The sequence below is a fragment of the Salinicoccus sp. Bachu38 genome (assembly GCF_038561955.2).
Lineage (GTDB): Bacteria > Bacillota > Bacilli > Staphylococcales > Salinicoccaceae > Salinicoccus > Salinicoccus bachuensis.
On record NZ_CP138333.2, the window covers coordinates 646,460 to 662,424 of the forward strand.

Here is a 15,965-nt window from a genome sequence, read left to right on the forward strand (position 1 = left end):
ATTGAAAGAAGGTCATTCACATGACTTACAAAGTGAAAGTGGAAAATGTTTCGAAGGTTTATGAACTTAACAGAAGCCGTATAGACAAACTGAAGAGCCTTTTCTCCTTTGGTGCATTTAAAAAGTCTAAGCCATTCTATGCTTTGAGGAATATTAATTTTGAAGTGGAGTCGGGTGATTCTGTAGGCATCATCGGATTAAACGGATCAGGGAAGACGACCATGTCCGATCTGTTAGGGGAAGTCAGTGAACCCACGACGGGAAACATCTACATCAATGGTAAAAGCCGGCTGATTGCAATCAGTGCAGGCCTTAACTCTGAGTTGACCGGCCACGAGAATATTCGGATGAAATGTCTGATGCATGGAATGAGTGAACAGGAAATCGATGGATTGTATGACGATATAGTAGAATTCAGTGAACTCGGCGACTTTATATCACAACCGATAAAAAGCTATTCGAGCGGGATGAAATCCAGACTCGGTTTTGCCATAGCAATCCATACTGATCCGGACGTACTGATAGTTGATGAAGCACTCTCAGTGGGGGATGAAACCTTTTCGAACAAATGTATAGTCCGCATGAAAGATTTTCAAAAACAGGGTAAAACCATCTTCTTTGTCAGCCACTCGGCAAAGCAAGTTTCAAAAATGTGCAACAAAGCTATATGGCTCCATTATGGAGAAATGAAAGCTTTTGGTAATGTGGTCCCTGTAGCAAATAAGTATGCTCAATTCATAGAAAAGTATAAGAAGATGTCAAAAGAAGATCAGAAGGAATATAAAGCGAACATGATCGCCGAACAGCAGAAAAAGGGCGAGGAAGAAGTGGAAATCAAAGAAGAGAAAGCACCATTTTACAGTTATCTATTTCCGGCAGCGCTCTTCCTTGGTTTTGTAACAATGATAATTGAACAAATTGGCCTCTATTCAGTTACAGAGGTGATAAAAAGCACCCTAAATTTCTAGGGTGCTTTTTAAATACTCTATGACTTCTTTATTCACCATTTGTTTGTTTGTAATTGTCTCTTTTTCAAATATAAGACGGGTATACCGTTCAATGAATTCATGGTCATAATCTGCTCTTCTCTGTTGATATTTGAAGAGCTCATATAGTCCATGGACCAATTCTCTTACTGGATGCTTCTGCCCACCTTTCTGTGGGAATTCGTGTACATTCGGGTTCGGATTTATATTAGCCTCCATAATGAGGCCGGAATGGGCGGAGAAATCCTTGATCATGACGTCGATACCTGCAGTGGTCAGTCCCGGTATGGCCTTGACACTGTCTGCACAAAAACGCTTCAATTCTTCAGTGATATGATCGCTTACTTCTATTGATTCCCCGCCTAGCGAGAGATTATTGGCTGTATGGAGCAGTACAGTTCTGTCTTTTTCAGGTATAGAGCTAGTGCTTAAGTGCTGCTTCTTCAGAAGTTGGTAGGTAGTATCCGTGATTTTTATGCTTTTTGCCGTCAAATGATCCTTTCTTAGCTTGTTCTTATTGTTCACGAGATTTTCAACAGTATTGATGCCATCACCGACTATAAAAGCCGGCAGCCTAAGTACAGCAGAGACGAACCGTCCATGGACAATCATGACCCTCAGATCTATGCCCTTGAAATATGGTTGGATGAGGGAGTACTTCAAGCGTTTTCTCTTCTTCCTTTGTGCCTCAAAACAATAGCTCCAAGCTTGGTCGAAATCCTCAATTGTAATATCCGCAGTGATGCCATCGCCTGCATTGAGTGCAAGTGGTTTCACAACAAAGGGGCCATTCAATTTTTCTGCATATTCTTTGGCCTTTTCATATTCAGTTACATGTGCCAAACACGAGTTAAAGGTTTCATAGCCGGCCGTTTTAAGAAAAAGTTCTGTAAGGTATTTATCATTACAGATACGATAGGCAATGTTTTGAGTGGTATGAGGGTGCAATTTATTTATAAACCCTACAAATTGCTCACCTTCGTAAAGTTCAGTATATCTGTCTTCGTTCTTGACTGTCATTCCGAGAGCTTCAGCACACATCTTGATATTAGCGTGGGAGCTTTTTGGAGAGTCTGAAGGGAAGATTTTATAGGGTTCATTTTTGAAATGATTGATCAGATCAAGTATTTCTGACTGTAGCATGTTTCATCTCCTTATCTGGTTCTCCTGACTTTAGAATAGGTTCATCGTTTGGATTGCCTTTGTAATATACTGCTGTTTTTTGTAGAGGAAAGAGTATCTGGCCTTAAGGAGTCTTTGATTAGTTGGCGTCAAATCATTAATGTTGAGTTCTCCTTGTTTCATGCTATCTTCAAGGAAAAATATCTCGAAATGATATTTAAGAGGGTCGACGGGCGCCCCCTTATACGGATAGTAAAGAAATTGGAATGCTGGTCTGAAGTTCGTTTCAATCACTGTACCCTGAGTGTCCTCAAACGAGCGGATCATCATATCAAGTCCGGCAGTATGGAGGCCAGGGATAGCCGCAATTGCATTTTCAGCCTGCTCTTTCAATTCTTTGCTTACGAGATGGGTGATATTGAACGTTTCTCCTCCAAAGTGAGTATTCGATACCCTGTGAAGCAGGAGTGGCTCCCCCTCATCCAATACACTATCAAGGGCAAATCCTTTTGAAGATAATAGGTGGTCAAGGTGTTCGTTTTTTCTTATCAGCATCTTCTTGAAATACCCAGACCTTTTCCTGATCTTGTTCTTCTGGTCGATGAGCCGGTCTACTGATGATTTTCCATCTCCGACAACATATGCAGGCATTCTCAGTGTTGCGGAAAAGAAAAGTCCTTCTATCACAGTGAACCTGATTTCAAACCCGTCGACCATATCCTGTATTATAACTTTAGGATTTTCTATATCGCTGTCTTGTTGGGCTTTTACTGCATAGTTCCAAGCATATTCAAAGTCTTCCTTCTTTACATCGATGGAAACGCCTTTCCCGCCGCTCAAGTTCAATGGTTTGATGACTATGGCGTTCTGTGAGCCATATGCATAATTCCTGGCCTCTGAAAATTCAGATGCATTAAACACCTTTGAGTTTGTGGTCATAATATTATTGGCCTTAAGGAAATTTTCTGTAGAAATCTTATTATCACAAATTTTTCTTGCAACATCGGCGTTGGATGGATAGCGATGCCGTTTGAAGGGAGCCGCTAACCTGCCGTTATTATATATGGCGATCTGGGGATTTTTCCCCTCTTTTAAGAACTCGTAGTCCTTTCCCATATCCTCCAAGGTTCTGACTGCCAAATTGAATGAGTCAAGTTCGACATTATATTTGTATCTATTTCGTTCCAGATCTGACACTGACTCAATGATATATTCCACTTGATTTTCTCTCATTATAATCCCTTTTCTCCTATCCAGGTCATTGATTATAGGTATATTCTCAAATACTAATATAATATAACATAAGGGCCCTTGCCACTGTACTATGAGTATCTAAAGGGCAGAGGATGAACATTCTGCATTTTTATGGACGTTGCAGGCAATCTTCTATATAATATCTTTTTGGGAGACTTTCAACTATAATGTTAAAGATAAGCACAAATCACTATCAACAGAACAGGTGATATATATGAATTTACTCTACCTTATCCATTTCAACTCGCCTCAGGGGGGCCTGCATGAAAATGTATATGCCACTGCGAAATACATGAAGTCCCAAGGGGATGATGTATGGGTTGTTCTAAAGGAAGGGCAGCTCCAGAAAAGATTTAATGATATCGGGATACATACTGTTAGTACTGATTACAATGATCTGGAAAAAACGGTAGAAGATATTGAAGCACTGGGCATCGAGTTTGACGCTGTGCATATGCATCCTGGCCCGTCGAGAAAGGTCGGTATAAAATATAGTCAGCGGCATCAAGTTCCTGCATTCGCAACTTTCCACGGTATGTGGTACGACAGTTTGAAGAGATATGCGGATGGTTTGAATGGAATAATTACCGTATCAGAAGGTGTTAAGACATTCCTTCAGACTAAGATTCAGACGCATAAAGAGAAGTTTTACGTTTTTCCCAATGGGTACAATGATCAGGTCTTCAAGCCCAGAAAGAAAATCTTGGGTCTTGGGAAAAAGAAGTTAAAAGTAGGATTGGTGACAAGGCTCGATCAGGATAAACAATTCATTATAGACATCTTTAGAATTGGCCTACAGCATATAGTAGATACATTTGAGCAGGAAGTCGAATTCATGATTGTAGGAGACGGTACTCTAAAGGGTGAAGTACTGGAGGACTTCAAAGAAATCATTGATAAAAGCCCTGGCGGCCACAAGCTGAATTTCTTAGGATGGAAGGAAGACAAGGAGCTTAATAAAGCATATAATTCCTGTGATATTGTCGTGGCGCCCGGACGATGTGTGATAGAAGCGATGGCCTGTGGCAAGCCGGTAATTGCTGTAGGGAGTAAGCGGTTCATTGGTCTTATAGACGGGGAAAGTTGGCAGTATGGAGTATATAACAACTTCGGTGGCTACGGACGCAAGTTTGAAGACTATACAGATGGGTCGATAGAAAAAGATCTTGATTTTCTGGCTTATGAAGAGAATAGGAAGCAGGTTGGTGAATTCAGTCAGATGATTGCTAATGAATTCTATAAGGAAGAGGATATCAACCAAAGATTGAGGATGCTGTATTCTATGGTCATATTGGGCAGAACCACGTAGAGTATTAACTGTTTGAATTATGAAAACTATACAATTTTGATATACTATCACTATATTATTTAAATAAGAAAGAAGGATTTACGCATGAAACTTACTACAATCGGCCTTGGATATATTGGTCTGCCGACATCCATCATGTTCGCAAAACATGGAGTGAATGTACTTGGTGTAGATATCAAGCAGGAAGCAGTGGACAGCTTGAATAATGGACAGATCCACATCGAAGAGCCTGGTCTGCAGGAGGCACTTGAAGAAGTGATTGAGCAGGGTACCTTCCGGGCATCAACGAAACCGGAACAAGCGGATGTCTACATCGTTGCTGTCCCGACACCGAACAATGATGATGAATTCAAGTCCTGTGACATCTCCATTGTCATGTCCGGTGTAAAGAGTATAGTACCGCTTCTTAAGGAAGGGGACACAGTAATTGTTGAATCCACTATTGCTCCAAGAACGATGGATGACAATGTCGCTCCGTATCTGGAGGAGCAGGGCTTCACCATCGGGGAGGATGTCTTCCTTGTGCACTGTCCAGAACGGGTTTTACCAGGTAAGATCATGGAGGAACTCATCTACAATAATCGCATCATCGGGGGTATAACACCAGCATGCGTGGAAGCTGGAAAGAAGGTTTACGGGACATTCGTCAAAGGTGAAATGATTGAAACTAATGCTAAGGCAGCAGAGATGTCAAAATTGATGGAGAACACATATCGTGATGTCAATATCGCACTGGCGAATGAACTGGCTAAGATATGCAACCACCTCGATATCAATGTACATGAAGTCATCAAAATGGCAAACAAGCACCCACGTGTAAACCTGCATACACCAGGACCAGGGGTAGGCGGGCACTGTCTGGCAGTAGATCCATACTTCATCATTGCCGAAGCGCCAGAAAAATCCCCATTGATTCAAAAGGCTCGGGAAATCAATAATTCCATGCCGGAATATGTGGTCGAATATACGAAGGAAATCCTTTCCAAACTCGGTGGCGACAAAGTTACAGTCTTCGGATTGACATACAAGGGCGATGTGGATGACATCCGTGAATCCCCAGCATTCGACATCTATGAAATGCTCAGGAAAGATGAGAATCTCGACGTGGTGGCGTATGATCCACACGTCAAAATGGACTGGGTTGAAAAAGACGTGAAGAAGGCAGTCGCCGACAGCTCATTGGTACTGGTACTGAGTGATCACAGCCAGTTCAAAGAAATGACGGACGATGATTTTTCCACGATGAAGAATGCATATATCTTCGACACCAAAAATATCATGAAAAATGAATTCTCAGAAGTAGAGTATTATAATTATGGGAATATCCAAAAAATATAAAAGTTATCATAAAAGTATGCGGCCGTGGAAAAGTTGATTCCATAGCCGCATTATTTTTAAGTATAATATATCAAATTATATTTTTCAGAAGAAATGAATGTTTTAATTCGTCTCAAGAAGCTCTATTACATCGTCTTTCAGAATAGGACCCAATGACTGTGAATAAGTGTTGTTGATGTGTCCTCCATCAAAGTAGATAAGAATATTTCCTATTATAGGTTCATATTCTCCATCTACTTTGAAGTATTCATTGTAATCTACATAATGAATTTTAGGAGACTTGTACTCAACCCGGTCCCATGGAGGTGTATCACTTAGTGGTTCTAGAGTGAGCATTTTCTCCTTGGTGGCTTCATACCCATATTGATCAAGGTACTCTGGTATATTGAACCCGAAACGGCGATTTCCTCGTATTGCCATCACTGGCAAGCCAATATCGTCTCCGATTTTATTGAGTTGTTCCACCATCCCCTCCGGTGGTTTCGGATACTTGAGGGAGCCGATATCAGCACTTGCAATGACAAGGTCAATTTTTTGCTTATTTTCATCCAAGTAAGCCATAGCGTTATCATTCCACTCTTTTTTCGGCCCAGGCTCATGATCAGCGGAGAACCAACTGCCGACTTGTAGGAGCGTGAGAATTTTTATATCCATTTCTTCAGAAAATTGTTGGAGTGCGCCCAAGTAGTGTGCTGAATATGAGCTTCCTACTAGAGCCACGGTGTAATCATGGTTTTCAGTCACTCCATACTCTCCTATTTTCAGGCTGGAACCATTCCGAGATTGAACCAATTCATCTTCATATACATCTGCAAGGTCATCCTGAACTTGGGAGAAAGATGGAATAGGCTCATGAGCTTCGAGGTCTAGATCTTCCTTTATTGCTACAGCACCCGGATAATCTTCTGTTATATACTCACCATCAATGTCTGAAGTACCAGAGCTATAATAATAGTAGAGACTGAATAACAGAGCAAAGTTCATGACCACCCCCACAACGATGAGACCGAGAGGCCTGACCCCAGTGGGCATGATTCGTATTGGCCGTTCTACAAAGACAGTAACAACCCAAGACAAGACGAAGGAGAGGAGTATGATAATGGCTCCTGCAAACAGAGTAGGCGTTCCCTCGTTATGATACTGATAGAAAGACAGAAGGACCCAGTGCCATAGATATAGTCCAAATGCCATCCCACCAGCTTTTCTCATCCATCTGTTGCCAAGGAAATTTTTAACTCCAAATTTTGTCTCCATATTTCCTGAGACTAAAATGAAGACAGCACATAACATTGGCCACAATGCAATATAGCCAGGAAACATTGTGGATACATCGAATATGATACCTGTCAGAAAAAGTCCAACAAGACCCAGCCAGCCAATGATGTCACCGAGCAGGCTTGGCAAGGAAATACGAGAAAGATTTACTGCAAGGAGACCACCCAGGGAAAACTCCCATACTCTAGTGCTGACATCGAAATACGCCCATGGCTGATTGATGTCAGTCAGATAGATGGAATAGCTGAGAGAGGCTAAAAATATGAAACCAAGTACAGTATTAATCAACCTCTTCCCATTCCATTCAATTTTACGCTTCAGTATAATAAAGACAAGTGTGAAAACAATAAACCAGACCAGATAGAACTGACCCTGTATCGACATCGCCCAGAAGTGTTCCAGTGGTGTACTCATTTGTTCCCTGTCAAGATAATCTGTATTGGAAAAGGCAAGTTGCCAGTTTTGATAGTACAGAAGGGAAGCAATGAATTCTTTAAATGTTTTATCAATAATTGAACGTGGCAATAAGAATGTGCTGAGAAGTATAATCATAAGTAGTACGACAATTACTGAAGGAAGTAAGCGTTTCACCAGATTGGTTATGTAAGGAAAGAATTTGAAGTTTCCAGTTCTGTTGTAGCCTGAAATGATGGATGTGGTAATCAGAAAACCTGAAATTACAAAAAATACATCCACGCCACCAGAAATCCGCCCAAGCCATATATGGTATACAGCAACCAGTAAAGCAGCAATGATACGCAAGCCCTCGATCTCTGGTCGGAACTTTCTTTCCAATTCAATATTCTGATGCATTTTGACATTCTCCTTATTTAAAATTCAAATATTTATTATACACCAATTTATGTAAAAAGATATGCTGGATTTTTAAAGAATGCATTCATCCAGTTCCAGTTGGCTGGTATTCATGATATTATTTATGATTGGAGTAAGATAATAAAACCTAAAGGTGACCCAATGAAAATTCTACTCATTACACAGAATTTCTATCCTGAGATCGGTTCAGGTGCGAATAGATTTAAAAATTTATATGTGCAGCTTTCGAAGAATCATGAAGTGACAGTGCTTACAACCCATCCGACATATCCAAATGCCAAGATGTATCAGGATGACAAGTATTGGAACGAACCTCTGATCAACGAATCAAGTGATATACTGCGCCTCAATATGCGCAGCAGTAAGCAGGGCAAAACGATGGCTTCACGTATGCTATACTATTTGGAATTGTCCTACAAAGTGCGCACCTACATAAGAAAGTACCAGCATGAATACGACGCAGTTTATGTGACGACGCCGAATATCTTCCTTCCATGGGCGACGTTCTTCTTTCAGAAGAAGGTAAAATCAACCAGACGGATTCTTGAAGTGCGGGATTTATGGCCGGATAGTGTTCGGGATATCGAGAAGATCAACATTGATAAATTCTATCCCACGCTCAAGTTCATGGAGAAGATGATGTACCGTAAGGCGGATAAGATCGTCATCAACAATGAGGGCTTCCGGGCCCACATTGCCAGGATGGCACCGCTCAAGACCCAGATTTTCATCCCGAATGCCTTCACGGAGGACGAAGTAGGCTTCAGGCAGCCGCCGGAAGACTTCAAAGTCATCTATACGGGGAACATTGGGTTCGCCCAGAGCTATGAACAATTAATTGAAGTGGCCCATATGCTGGAGGATAGACAGATTATATTCAACGTCATCGGGTATGGGGTGAATGCACACAAATTCAACCACTATATCAAAAAGCATAATTTCAAGTACGTGCATACCCACGAAGAGAAGAGTCGGTCGGAATGTCTGGATATGATCCGGCACCACAGCGTCCAGCTCTCATTGCTTAAAGAGAGTGATGTGTTCCTGAATGTGCTTCCAGGAAAGATCATCGATGGCATCGGGTGCGGCATTCCGGTGGTGACGAACCTTGGCGGCTACACCAACAGCATGATCAACAACTACAAGGTAGGGTTTGCAAAAGAAAAGGCAACGGCTGAAGAAATCATCGAAGCGATTGAAAACATCAAGGATAATGATAAGCTTGAAGCCTCATACCGTGAGAACTCCAGGGTACTATTGGACGAGAAGTTCCTGTGGGAAAACAATATAGAGAAGCTTGAGAAGTTTCTGCAAAGCTAGTAAAAGCGATGTGTCCTAAAGGACACATCGCTTGTTTAATGTGAAGAGCTTTAGAGGAATGGTCGAATCCTCTACTGTTCCATTTTACAAAATTTATAAAGTAATAAAATTTATTGAATTTTCAGTAAAAGATGATGTATAATTACATCACATATTCAGCAAAATATAAAGAAGGTGTTATGATGACGGAATCAAACTCCGAGATGGACATGCAGAGGAAGCGGTTCAGGCCTGAAATCGAAGGTTTGCGTATCGTAGCAGCCCTGCTCGTTGCAATCTATCACATATGGATGCAGAGGGTATCGGGCGGTGTAGATGTATTTTTCTTAGTATCCGGTTTTCTGATTACTGCCTCTTTGTTATCGAAAGTAAGGAAAGATGGTACGGTCAATTTCTTCGACTTCATATTGGGACTTGCAAAACGATTGTTTCCTGCCGCCTTTACTGTCCTTCTCACCGTAATCATAACAAGCTACTTTATTTTGCCTGAAACTCAGTGGACCCAGACGATCAAAGAAGTGTTCGCTTCAATCTTCTATTATGAAAACTGGCAGCTCGCCCTATCAAATACGAATTATCTGGACCAGACGAATGAGAAAAGTCCTGTACAGCATTTTTGGGCAATGAGCATCCAGGGTCAGTTTTATGTCATTTGGTTCTTTATCATCATGGCTGCCCTTTGGACAAGCCAAAAGCTGAAAAGGGAAATCAAAAAGACTTTATTTGTCATTCTGACGCTCCTGACGGTTGCGTCCTTCGGCTATTCCATCTACCTGACGGAAGTAAACCAGCCTTGGGCATATTTTGATACGAGGACGCGGGTGTGGGAATTTGCCCTTGGCGGTCTGCTATTCCTATTCATCACCAGAATTAAGCTCCCTGCATTGATGAGTGGCTTGGCAGGCTGGCTGGGTCTGATTGCGCTTGTCAGCTGTGGCCTCCTGCTTGATGTGGGCGGGCGATTCCCTGGTTATGTCGCCCTTTGGCCGGTTGTAGCAGCAATACTTGTCCTGTCCGCCGGAGAAAACCCTACAAGATTCGGAGTAGAGAAGTTCCTGGGATCCAGGCCAATGAGAAAACTGGGCGGCTATTCGTATGGGCTGTACTTGTGGCATTGGCCGATAGTGGCATTCTATTATGCGGTGATGAACACGAAAGAGATACCGGTCATCCACGGTATCCTCATCATCCTGGTGTCATTTGTGTTGTCCTGGATAGTAACAAATGTGGTCGAAAAACCGATCAGAAGTATAAAGGGGAAAAAGAATTATCGTCCAAAGGTAGCTGCCGCATTACTAATAATGGCGATCCCCGTCTTCATAGCCAATACGGTATGGAGCAGTTCGATTAAAGAGAATATAGCTGAAAGTACGATGGCCTCGGCACAGGATTTCCCGGGAGCGATGGCAGTGGAAAACGATATGGACATCTTCTATGACAGAAACACCCCACTGCTGCCGAATCCTACGAATTTGGAGAGTGATGTAGCCAACACCTACGAAATCGGATGCCATCATGAAGATGGCCAACAAGATTTGCCGGTATGCGAATACGGAGATTTGGAGAATCCGAAATACGAAGTAATATTGGTGGGGGGATCTCATGTCGTGCCTTGGCTTGGGACATTGGAGACCTTCGCAGAGGAAGAGAATATCAAGATTTATAATATCACTAAGATTAGCTGCCGTTTCAACGGAGAAGGCGTCGGGGAAGAGATGTCGCCGGATTGCCGTAGATGGAACCAGATGGCCAAAGAGAAGGTGATCGAACTACAGGCCGATTTGATTATCGTAAATACGGACGTAGGGACACCGACCGTACCGGAAGTAGAGCCTGAAAGGGTTGAATTGTATCGGGAGCTGGAGACGCATGGCATTGAAATATTTGGAATCAGGAACAACCCACGCCCACTGTTCGACATGAACCTGTGCGCAAACCCTAAAAATATAGACCACGAAGAGTGTGTGATTTCTGCAGAAGAATATGTACCGCAGCCAAGCAAATGGAGCAAGGTGGAGAATAAGCCTTCCAATGTGACTGAGTATGACTACTCGGAGTATTTCTGTCCAGACGGCAGCTGTCCGGCCATTATTGGGAAGCGCATCGTATACTTCGATGGGTTCCATATGTCGAACAGTTATGCTGAATCCTTGGGTCCCTTTGTCAAGGAGGACCTGGTAGAGAAGTTGGAAAGTATGGAAAAATGACAAGCAGATGATTGCTCAAGTTCTGAGAAAGTTTTCAAGCAAGATGAAAGCTCTCTTGGAGCTTTCTTCATGTAATTATTCTGTCCCCTGTATTAAAGTAATAGATACATGCTTCGGTGGCTATATCAACAGTATGATTGAAAACGACCAGGCATGAGCTGCAAAAAAGCAGGTAACCGCAGAAGAGGTTATCACACCCATCAATCAGGTAAAGATAATGAAGTCATTGAGGAGACATGTCGGAAAAAATTACAAGGCACTGCTGAATGGAAGCTCTCTTGGGAGAATGATATTGGCAAATTGGCCACAGCACTTGAAAAATGCATATCAGTTACAGTATTTGCCGAAACTTTCCATAGCACTCCCCTGAATATATTCAATACAGTTGGGTTGTGGTTTTAAGACTAGTTGCCGAGGATGGAAGAGAAAGGACTGTTGCAATAGACTCTTCTGTCGAATTCATCTTCTTTCTTAACTGTATTAAACTTTCTTACACTTATTCTTGAAGCCTTCTCCCAAGCCTTGGTGGCGACGTCTCTTAGGGCTCTAACCCTTATTCTTATCACATCCCCTTGGGCAAGATTAGTGAGGACAATATTGTTCGCAAGCTGCCAAGCGGAAACATCCTCATATAACATCAGGTTATCGTTAACATAAACTTCATACCTCATGTAATTTTTATGTTTTGTGGAAGAGTACTGATTTAACAAGTCAATCTCTGCAATACCATATTCCTTGTCGAAATATAAAGAGGTTTCTGCATAGGCACTCTTATACAGTTCATCTTTCTCAAGAAAGAAGGAATTCTGCGCATTTTTCTTCGTTACTTTTATTCTGGTCTTTGGGTTATAAGTGTAAAACTCATCAAAGATAAGGTTTTTCTCCGAATTTTCTTCCTTATTTTGTTCATATAGGTTTTTGATGTTGTTTATGCCATAGAAATTAAGCATGGGATAGTTGCGGTTGATTAATTCTCTGGATAGGAAATTGTCTACACGTTGCTTATAAGAGAATGAGAGAGAAACATCAATCATGGCTCTATGGTTGAAAGGGCTTATTGTGTTATAAATGGAATCCTGACTGTTAAGAACTTCTGCATACCATCTACCGATATATATCTCCCAATAATGGATGTCTAGGATGTGATAGTCATATATTCCTACACCAAAATTTGTTTCGGTTACAAATGCATCAAACAAGTGGTTAAAATGACTCTCATTGGAGTCATTCACATATTTATGGAAAGTCTTTTTGAATCTTTTCCTTGAGGCATTTAATTCATTGTTCTGGTATGGCTGAAGAAACTTTGCACGGGCAAGCTCCAACAAGTTTGTTCTGATGTGCATCATATTTTTACTTCGAAAGAAGCTTTGGAGGTAAGGCAGGGTTTTTTGAGTGAGCGTATGGAGACTGTTTCTTTCCAATATATCCAGGTCATCTTGGTCTATGGTTTTCGGATCATCATCAAAATAATAGAAAGTATGGTCCAAGTCGATGTTCTCAAGCATCTGTTGCACTATTAACTTATCTTTTTCGTATATTCTCGCCGACCTGTCTGACTGGTCTATTTCTTCAACAGAAGTTCCAAAAGTGAAGAATGCTATATCATCCATGTGTTCTTTGACCATTGCTAAAGTGACCCTACTGTCGTTTCCTCCGGAAAGAGACAAGACGAAGTCGTCATATTTTTTAAAGTATTGGTCCAGTTGTTTTTTCCAGAAAACCTCTATTAATTTAAGTTTTTCTTCATTATCCATTAATTTATATCTATTATTTTTTCTAGGGAAAAATCTTGTTAATGTTTTTAAATTGAAATCGAGAGTATGGTTCGGAATCAAACTTTTGATATTTTCATATGGTGTATGGAGCAGGATATTGTTCAGCCTGGGCACCTCGTCATATAGCTCCACTTTTTCATAGGAACCATTTTCAGCAATAAGATTGACATGGGATGCCATGATATTTCTATCTGTAGCAAAGTATGTCGACCTTGTATTTATGGCATCCGGATAGACATTCACATGCCGTGTGTCACCTATGATGATTACATATCTCCCAGCCATATGGTCTATCATTGACAGAAATGCCTCATAGTTTTCAAAATAGACATCCAATAGCCTATTCATCACTTCGTCTTCTGGAAGAACCTGGTTGGCATCAACATATACGAAATGTCCATTGACGATTATAAAACAATTTTTTCGCTCCAATGAGTATAGATCGATCTCACTATCATAGTAATAATTATACTTTTTAAGAATGTCTATTTTTTTGAAATGATCGGGTATGTTTCTGAGTTCGTAATCTGAAAATGCATATCCGAATTGATAAAGCTTCACTACTGCCATACTCTAACTCCTTCTTTCTTTAAATTTAAAAGATGGAAAATCTAGCTCGCATCAACTGCTATATTATCACTTTAATCTTTCACAGTCATTAACTGTAGGTGGAGCCCTTCATCACATATTGATGATATAGGTGGAAAAATTGAAGTCTCATAAAATTGAAGAATTTTGCACGCTGTCTTTTCCCCTCCTTTACACCGGAATCATGATAAAATGAATTTATCAGAAGAGGAGGCGGGTTAGTATGGCAAGGGTCAATGTCGAGCGTACATATTTCACTTACGAAGCATTCGTATTCATCACAGTATTTACATTGCTGTTCATGGTGACAAATATCTTCATGATCGACTACCGGAACATCCAGAGTCTGGTCTCCTCACAGGACCCATTTATGATTCTGATACTTGCAGCAATACTCGTATTCCTATATAAGAACGCCCGTATTTCCCTGTCACCGCTCAGAAAAATATTCCTCACGCTTTGGGGATTTTATGTAGGTTCACTGTTCCTGAGCATGATTGTAGCCGCCCACTTCGTCTGGACGGAGGCACTGGTTCTACTTATGGTGACGGCAGTCCTTTTCTATCGTGTGCCGGGCCGTCTTGTGGTGTATCTGATCATCGGTGCACTCATCAGTCTGCCGGCACTCCTCCTGATCGACCATACGCTCAATGAATCTGGTGCGACGCTCGTGCTCGTGTTCACAGCAGGACTTCTGATCATGACGCGGACGAATCGTGCAATGATTTTCTACATGCTGCCGACGTTCCTTGTCCTCAATCTGATTACGACGAGCCGGACGGCACTCATCACCTATGTTTTCATCGCCTTCCTGCAGCTTGCCTGGATTAATCTATACAGAACACCGATGAAGCAGAAGAATTGGTTCATCGGCATCGTGACGGGAGGGTTTGCCATCGTCCTCCTTGTGTTCGGAAGGACGATCTATCAATTCTTCGTCGGATCGAGCCTGGAGGGGGGAGGATTCAGTTGGAATGATTTCACTTCCAAGCGCTATGAACTGTGGGCCACGGTCTGGCACAACAAGCAGTGGCTCGGTGAAGGGCATGCGTACTTCAACTTCACAGAACTCCTGCACGCCCACAACATCTTCTTCGACACACTGGGACGCTACGGCATCATTCCACTGATATTATTCATACTGGTGCTGGGGGCAGTATGTCTCCTGTCGATGACGAAGTATACGCTCGGCATCCTGCTGTACTTCGGGGCTTACATCTTCATCGGTATGTTCGAATACAACTATCTGTTCATGTTCGTATACTTCTCGCCGATTGTACTGCTGTTCATCTTCATGGCGTACATCCTCACCTTCAGGGAGGATCACATGTATAAGGAAGCACTCAAGCCTAGCGAATAGAAGGATTTGGCACAGCGCATTCTGCTGTGCCATTTTTATTTTTCTTTAAAACAATATATTAAATTTTCAAAAAATAATATAGTACAATGGACATGTGAGAACGACAATAGGAGGAACTGCATGTGGCATATCAGAAGATTTGAGGCACTTTCTCTTGAAGAGCTGGAAGAGATATACCGCCTGAGGCAGACGGTATTCATACTGGAGCAGGAAAGCCTGTTTGCGGACATTGAGGGGGGAGAACGGGAAGCGGTGCACATCTTCCATGAGGATGACGGAATTATTACCTCCTACTGCAGAATCACGACAGACGGTAAGGTTGTAATCGGACGTGTGCTGGTCAATCCCCGCCATAGGGGTGAGGGAGGGGGAAGAGAACTGTTCGGCTATGCACTTGAATATGCAAGGCGTGAATACCCTTCATCGACGATAGCCATCACGGCCATGTGCTACCTGGAAGAGTTCTATGAATCCTTCGGTTTCAGCCGGGCATCGGAACGCTACGATATTGCGGGACACATGCATGTGGATATGGTACTGGAGCAGTGAAGCAAAAAAATAGGAAAGACAAAAAGGGCTGGGAGATCATAAAAT

Annotated in this window: 12 protein-coding genes; 8 read left to right on the top strand and 4 right to left on the bottom strand. The window is 41.9% G+C overall.

Features of this window, described 5'->3' with window-relative positions; translation table 11 throughout:
* Positions 1 to 20: 20 nt before the first annotated feature.
* Positions 21 to 968 (top strand): ABC transporter ATP-binding protein, encoded by a 948-nt coding sequence (locus tag RQP18_RS03290; protein WP_342388736.1) that lies wholly within the window; start codon positions 21 to 23, stop codon positions 966 to 968.
* Here RQP18_RS03290 and RQP18_RS03295 read toward each other — a convergent pair.
* Both RQP18_RS03295 and RQP18_RS03300 read right to left on the bottom strand, forming a co-directional pair.
* Positions 957 to 2,129, bottom strand: a complete 1,173-nt coding sequence (locus tag RQP18_RS03295; RefSeq protein WP_342388737.1) for a hypothetical protein — start codon at positions 2,127 to 2,129, stop codon at positions 957 to 959. The two genes, RQP18_RS03290 and RQP18_RS03295, sit on opposite strands and share 12 nt — an antisense overlap.
* A gap of 30 nt (positions 2,130 to 2,159) precedes the next feature.
* The gene (locus RQP18_RS03300; protein WP_342388738.1) at positions 2,160 to 3,341 is read right to left on the bottom strand and encodes an ATP-grasp domain-containing protein; all 1,182 of its coding nucleotides are present in this window, start codon (positions 3,339 to 3,341) and stop codon (positions 2,160 to 2,162) included.
* A 235-nt stretch (positions 3,342 to 3,576) separates the two neighbouring features.
* Here RQP18_RS03300 and RQP18_RS03305 point away from each other — a divergent pair, with 235 nt between their 5' ends.
* Positions 3,577 to 4,671, top strand: coding sequence for a glycosyltransferase family 4 protein (locus RQP18_RS03305; RefSeq protein ID WP_342388739.1), 1,095 nt, complete (start codon positions 3,577 to 3,579; stop codon positions 4,669 to 4,671).
* 84 nt (positions 4,672 to 4,755) lie between these two features.
* Positions 4,756 to 6,009, top strand: a complete 1,254-nt coding sequence (locus RQP18_RS03310) for a nucleotide sugar dehydrogenase (protein ID WP_342388740.1) — start codon at positions 4,756 to 4,758, stop codon at positions 6,007 to 6,009.
* A 102-nt stretch (positions 6,010 to 6,111) separates the two neighbouring features.
* Here RQP18_RS03310 and RQP18_RS03315 read toward each other — a convergent pair whose 3' ends face one another.
* Positions 6,112 to 8,097 carry an acyltransferase family protein gene (locus RQP18_RS03315; RefSeq protein WP_342388741.1) on the bottom strand — a complete coding sequence of 662 codons (1,986 nt, stop codon included), beginning with the start codon at positions 8,095 to 8,097 and terminating at the stop codon, positions 6,112 to 6,114.
* 162 nt (positions 8,098 to 8,259) lie between these two features.
* Between RQP18_RS03315 and RQP18_RS03320 the strand changes: the two genes are divergently transcribed.
* From RQP18_RS03320 to RQP18_RS03330, 3 genes are all read left to right on the top strand, one after another.
* Positions 8,260 to 9,438: a glycosyltransferase family 4 protein gene (locus RQP18_RS03320; RefSeq protein ID WP_342388742.1), complete on the top strand. Its 1,179-nt coding sequence runs from the start codon at positions 8,260 to 8,262 to the stop codon at positions 9,436 to 9,438.
* 179 nt (positions 9,439 to 9,617) lie between these two features.
* Positions 9,618 to 11,645: an acyltransferase family protein gene (locus RQP18_RS03325; protein ID WP_373446114.1), complete on the top strand. Its 2,028-nt coding sequence runs from the start codon at positions 9,618 to 9,620 to the stop codon at positions 11,643 to 11,645.
* A gap of 153 nt (positions 11,646 to 11,798) precedes the next feature.
* The gene (locus RQP18_RS03330; RefSeq protein ID WP_373446115.1) at positions 11,799 to 12,047 is read left to right on the top strand and encodes a hypothetical protein; all 249 of its coding nucleotides are present in this window, start codon (positions 11,799 to 11,801) and stop codon (positions 12,045 to 12,047) included.
* Between the two features lie 2 nt (positions 12,048 to 12,049).
* On the opposite strand, the gene RQP18_RS03335 is transcribed toward RQP18_RS03330, so the two are convergent.
* Positions 12,050 to 13,993, bottom strand: coding sequence for a hypothetical protein (locus RQP18_RS03335; protein WP_342388744.1), 1,944 nt, complete (start codon positions 13,991 to 13,993; stop codon positions 12,050 to 12,052).
* Positions 13,994 to 14,234: 241 nt separating this feature from the next.
* Here RQP18_RS03335 and RQP18_RS03340 point away from each other — a divergent pair, with 241 nt between their 5' ends.
* Complete coding sequence (locus tag RQP18_RS03340) at positions 14,235 to 15,371, top strand: O-antigen ligase family protein (protein ID WP_342388745.1); 1,137 nt, start codon at positions 14,235 to 14,237, stop codon at positions 15,369 to 15,371.
* A 120-nt stretch (positions 15,372 to 15,491) separates the two neighbouring features.
* Positions 15,492 to 15,920, top strand: coding sequence for a GNAT family N-acetyltransferase (locus tag RQP18_RS03345; protein ID WP_342388746.1), 429 nt, complete (start codon positions 15,492 to 15,494; stop codon positions 15,918 to 15,920).
* The last annotated feature ends 45 nt before the right edge of the window (positions 15,921 to 15,965 follow it).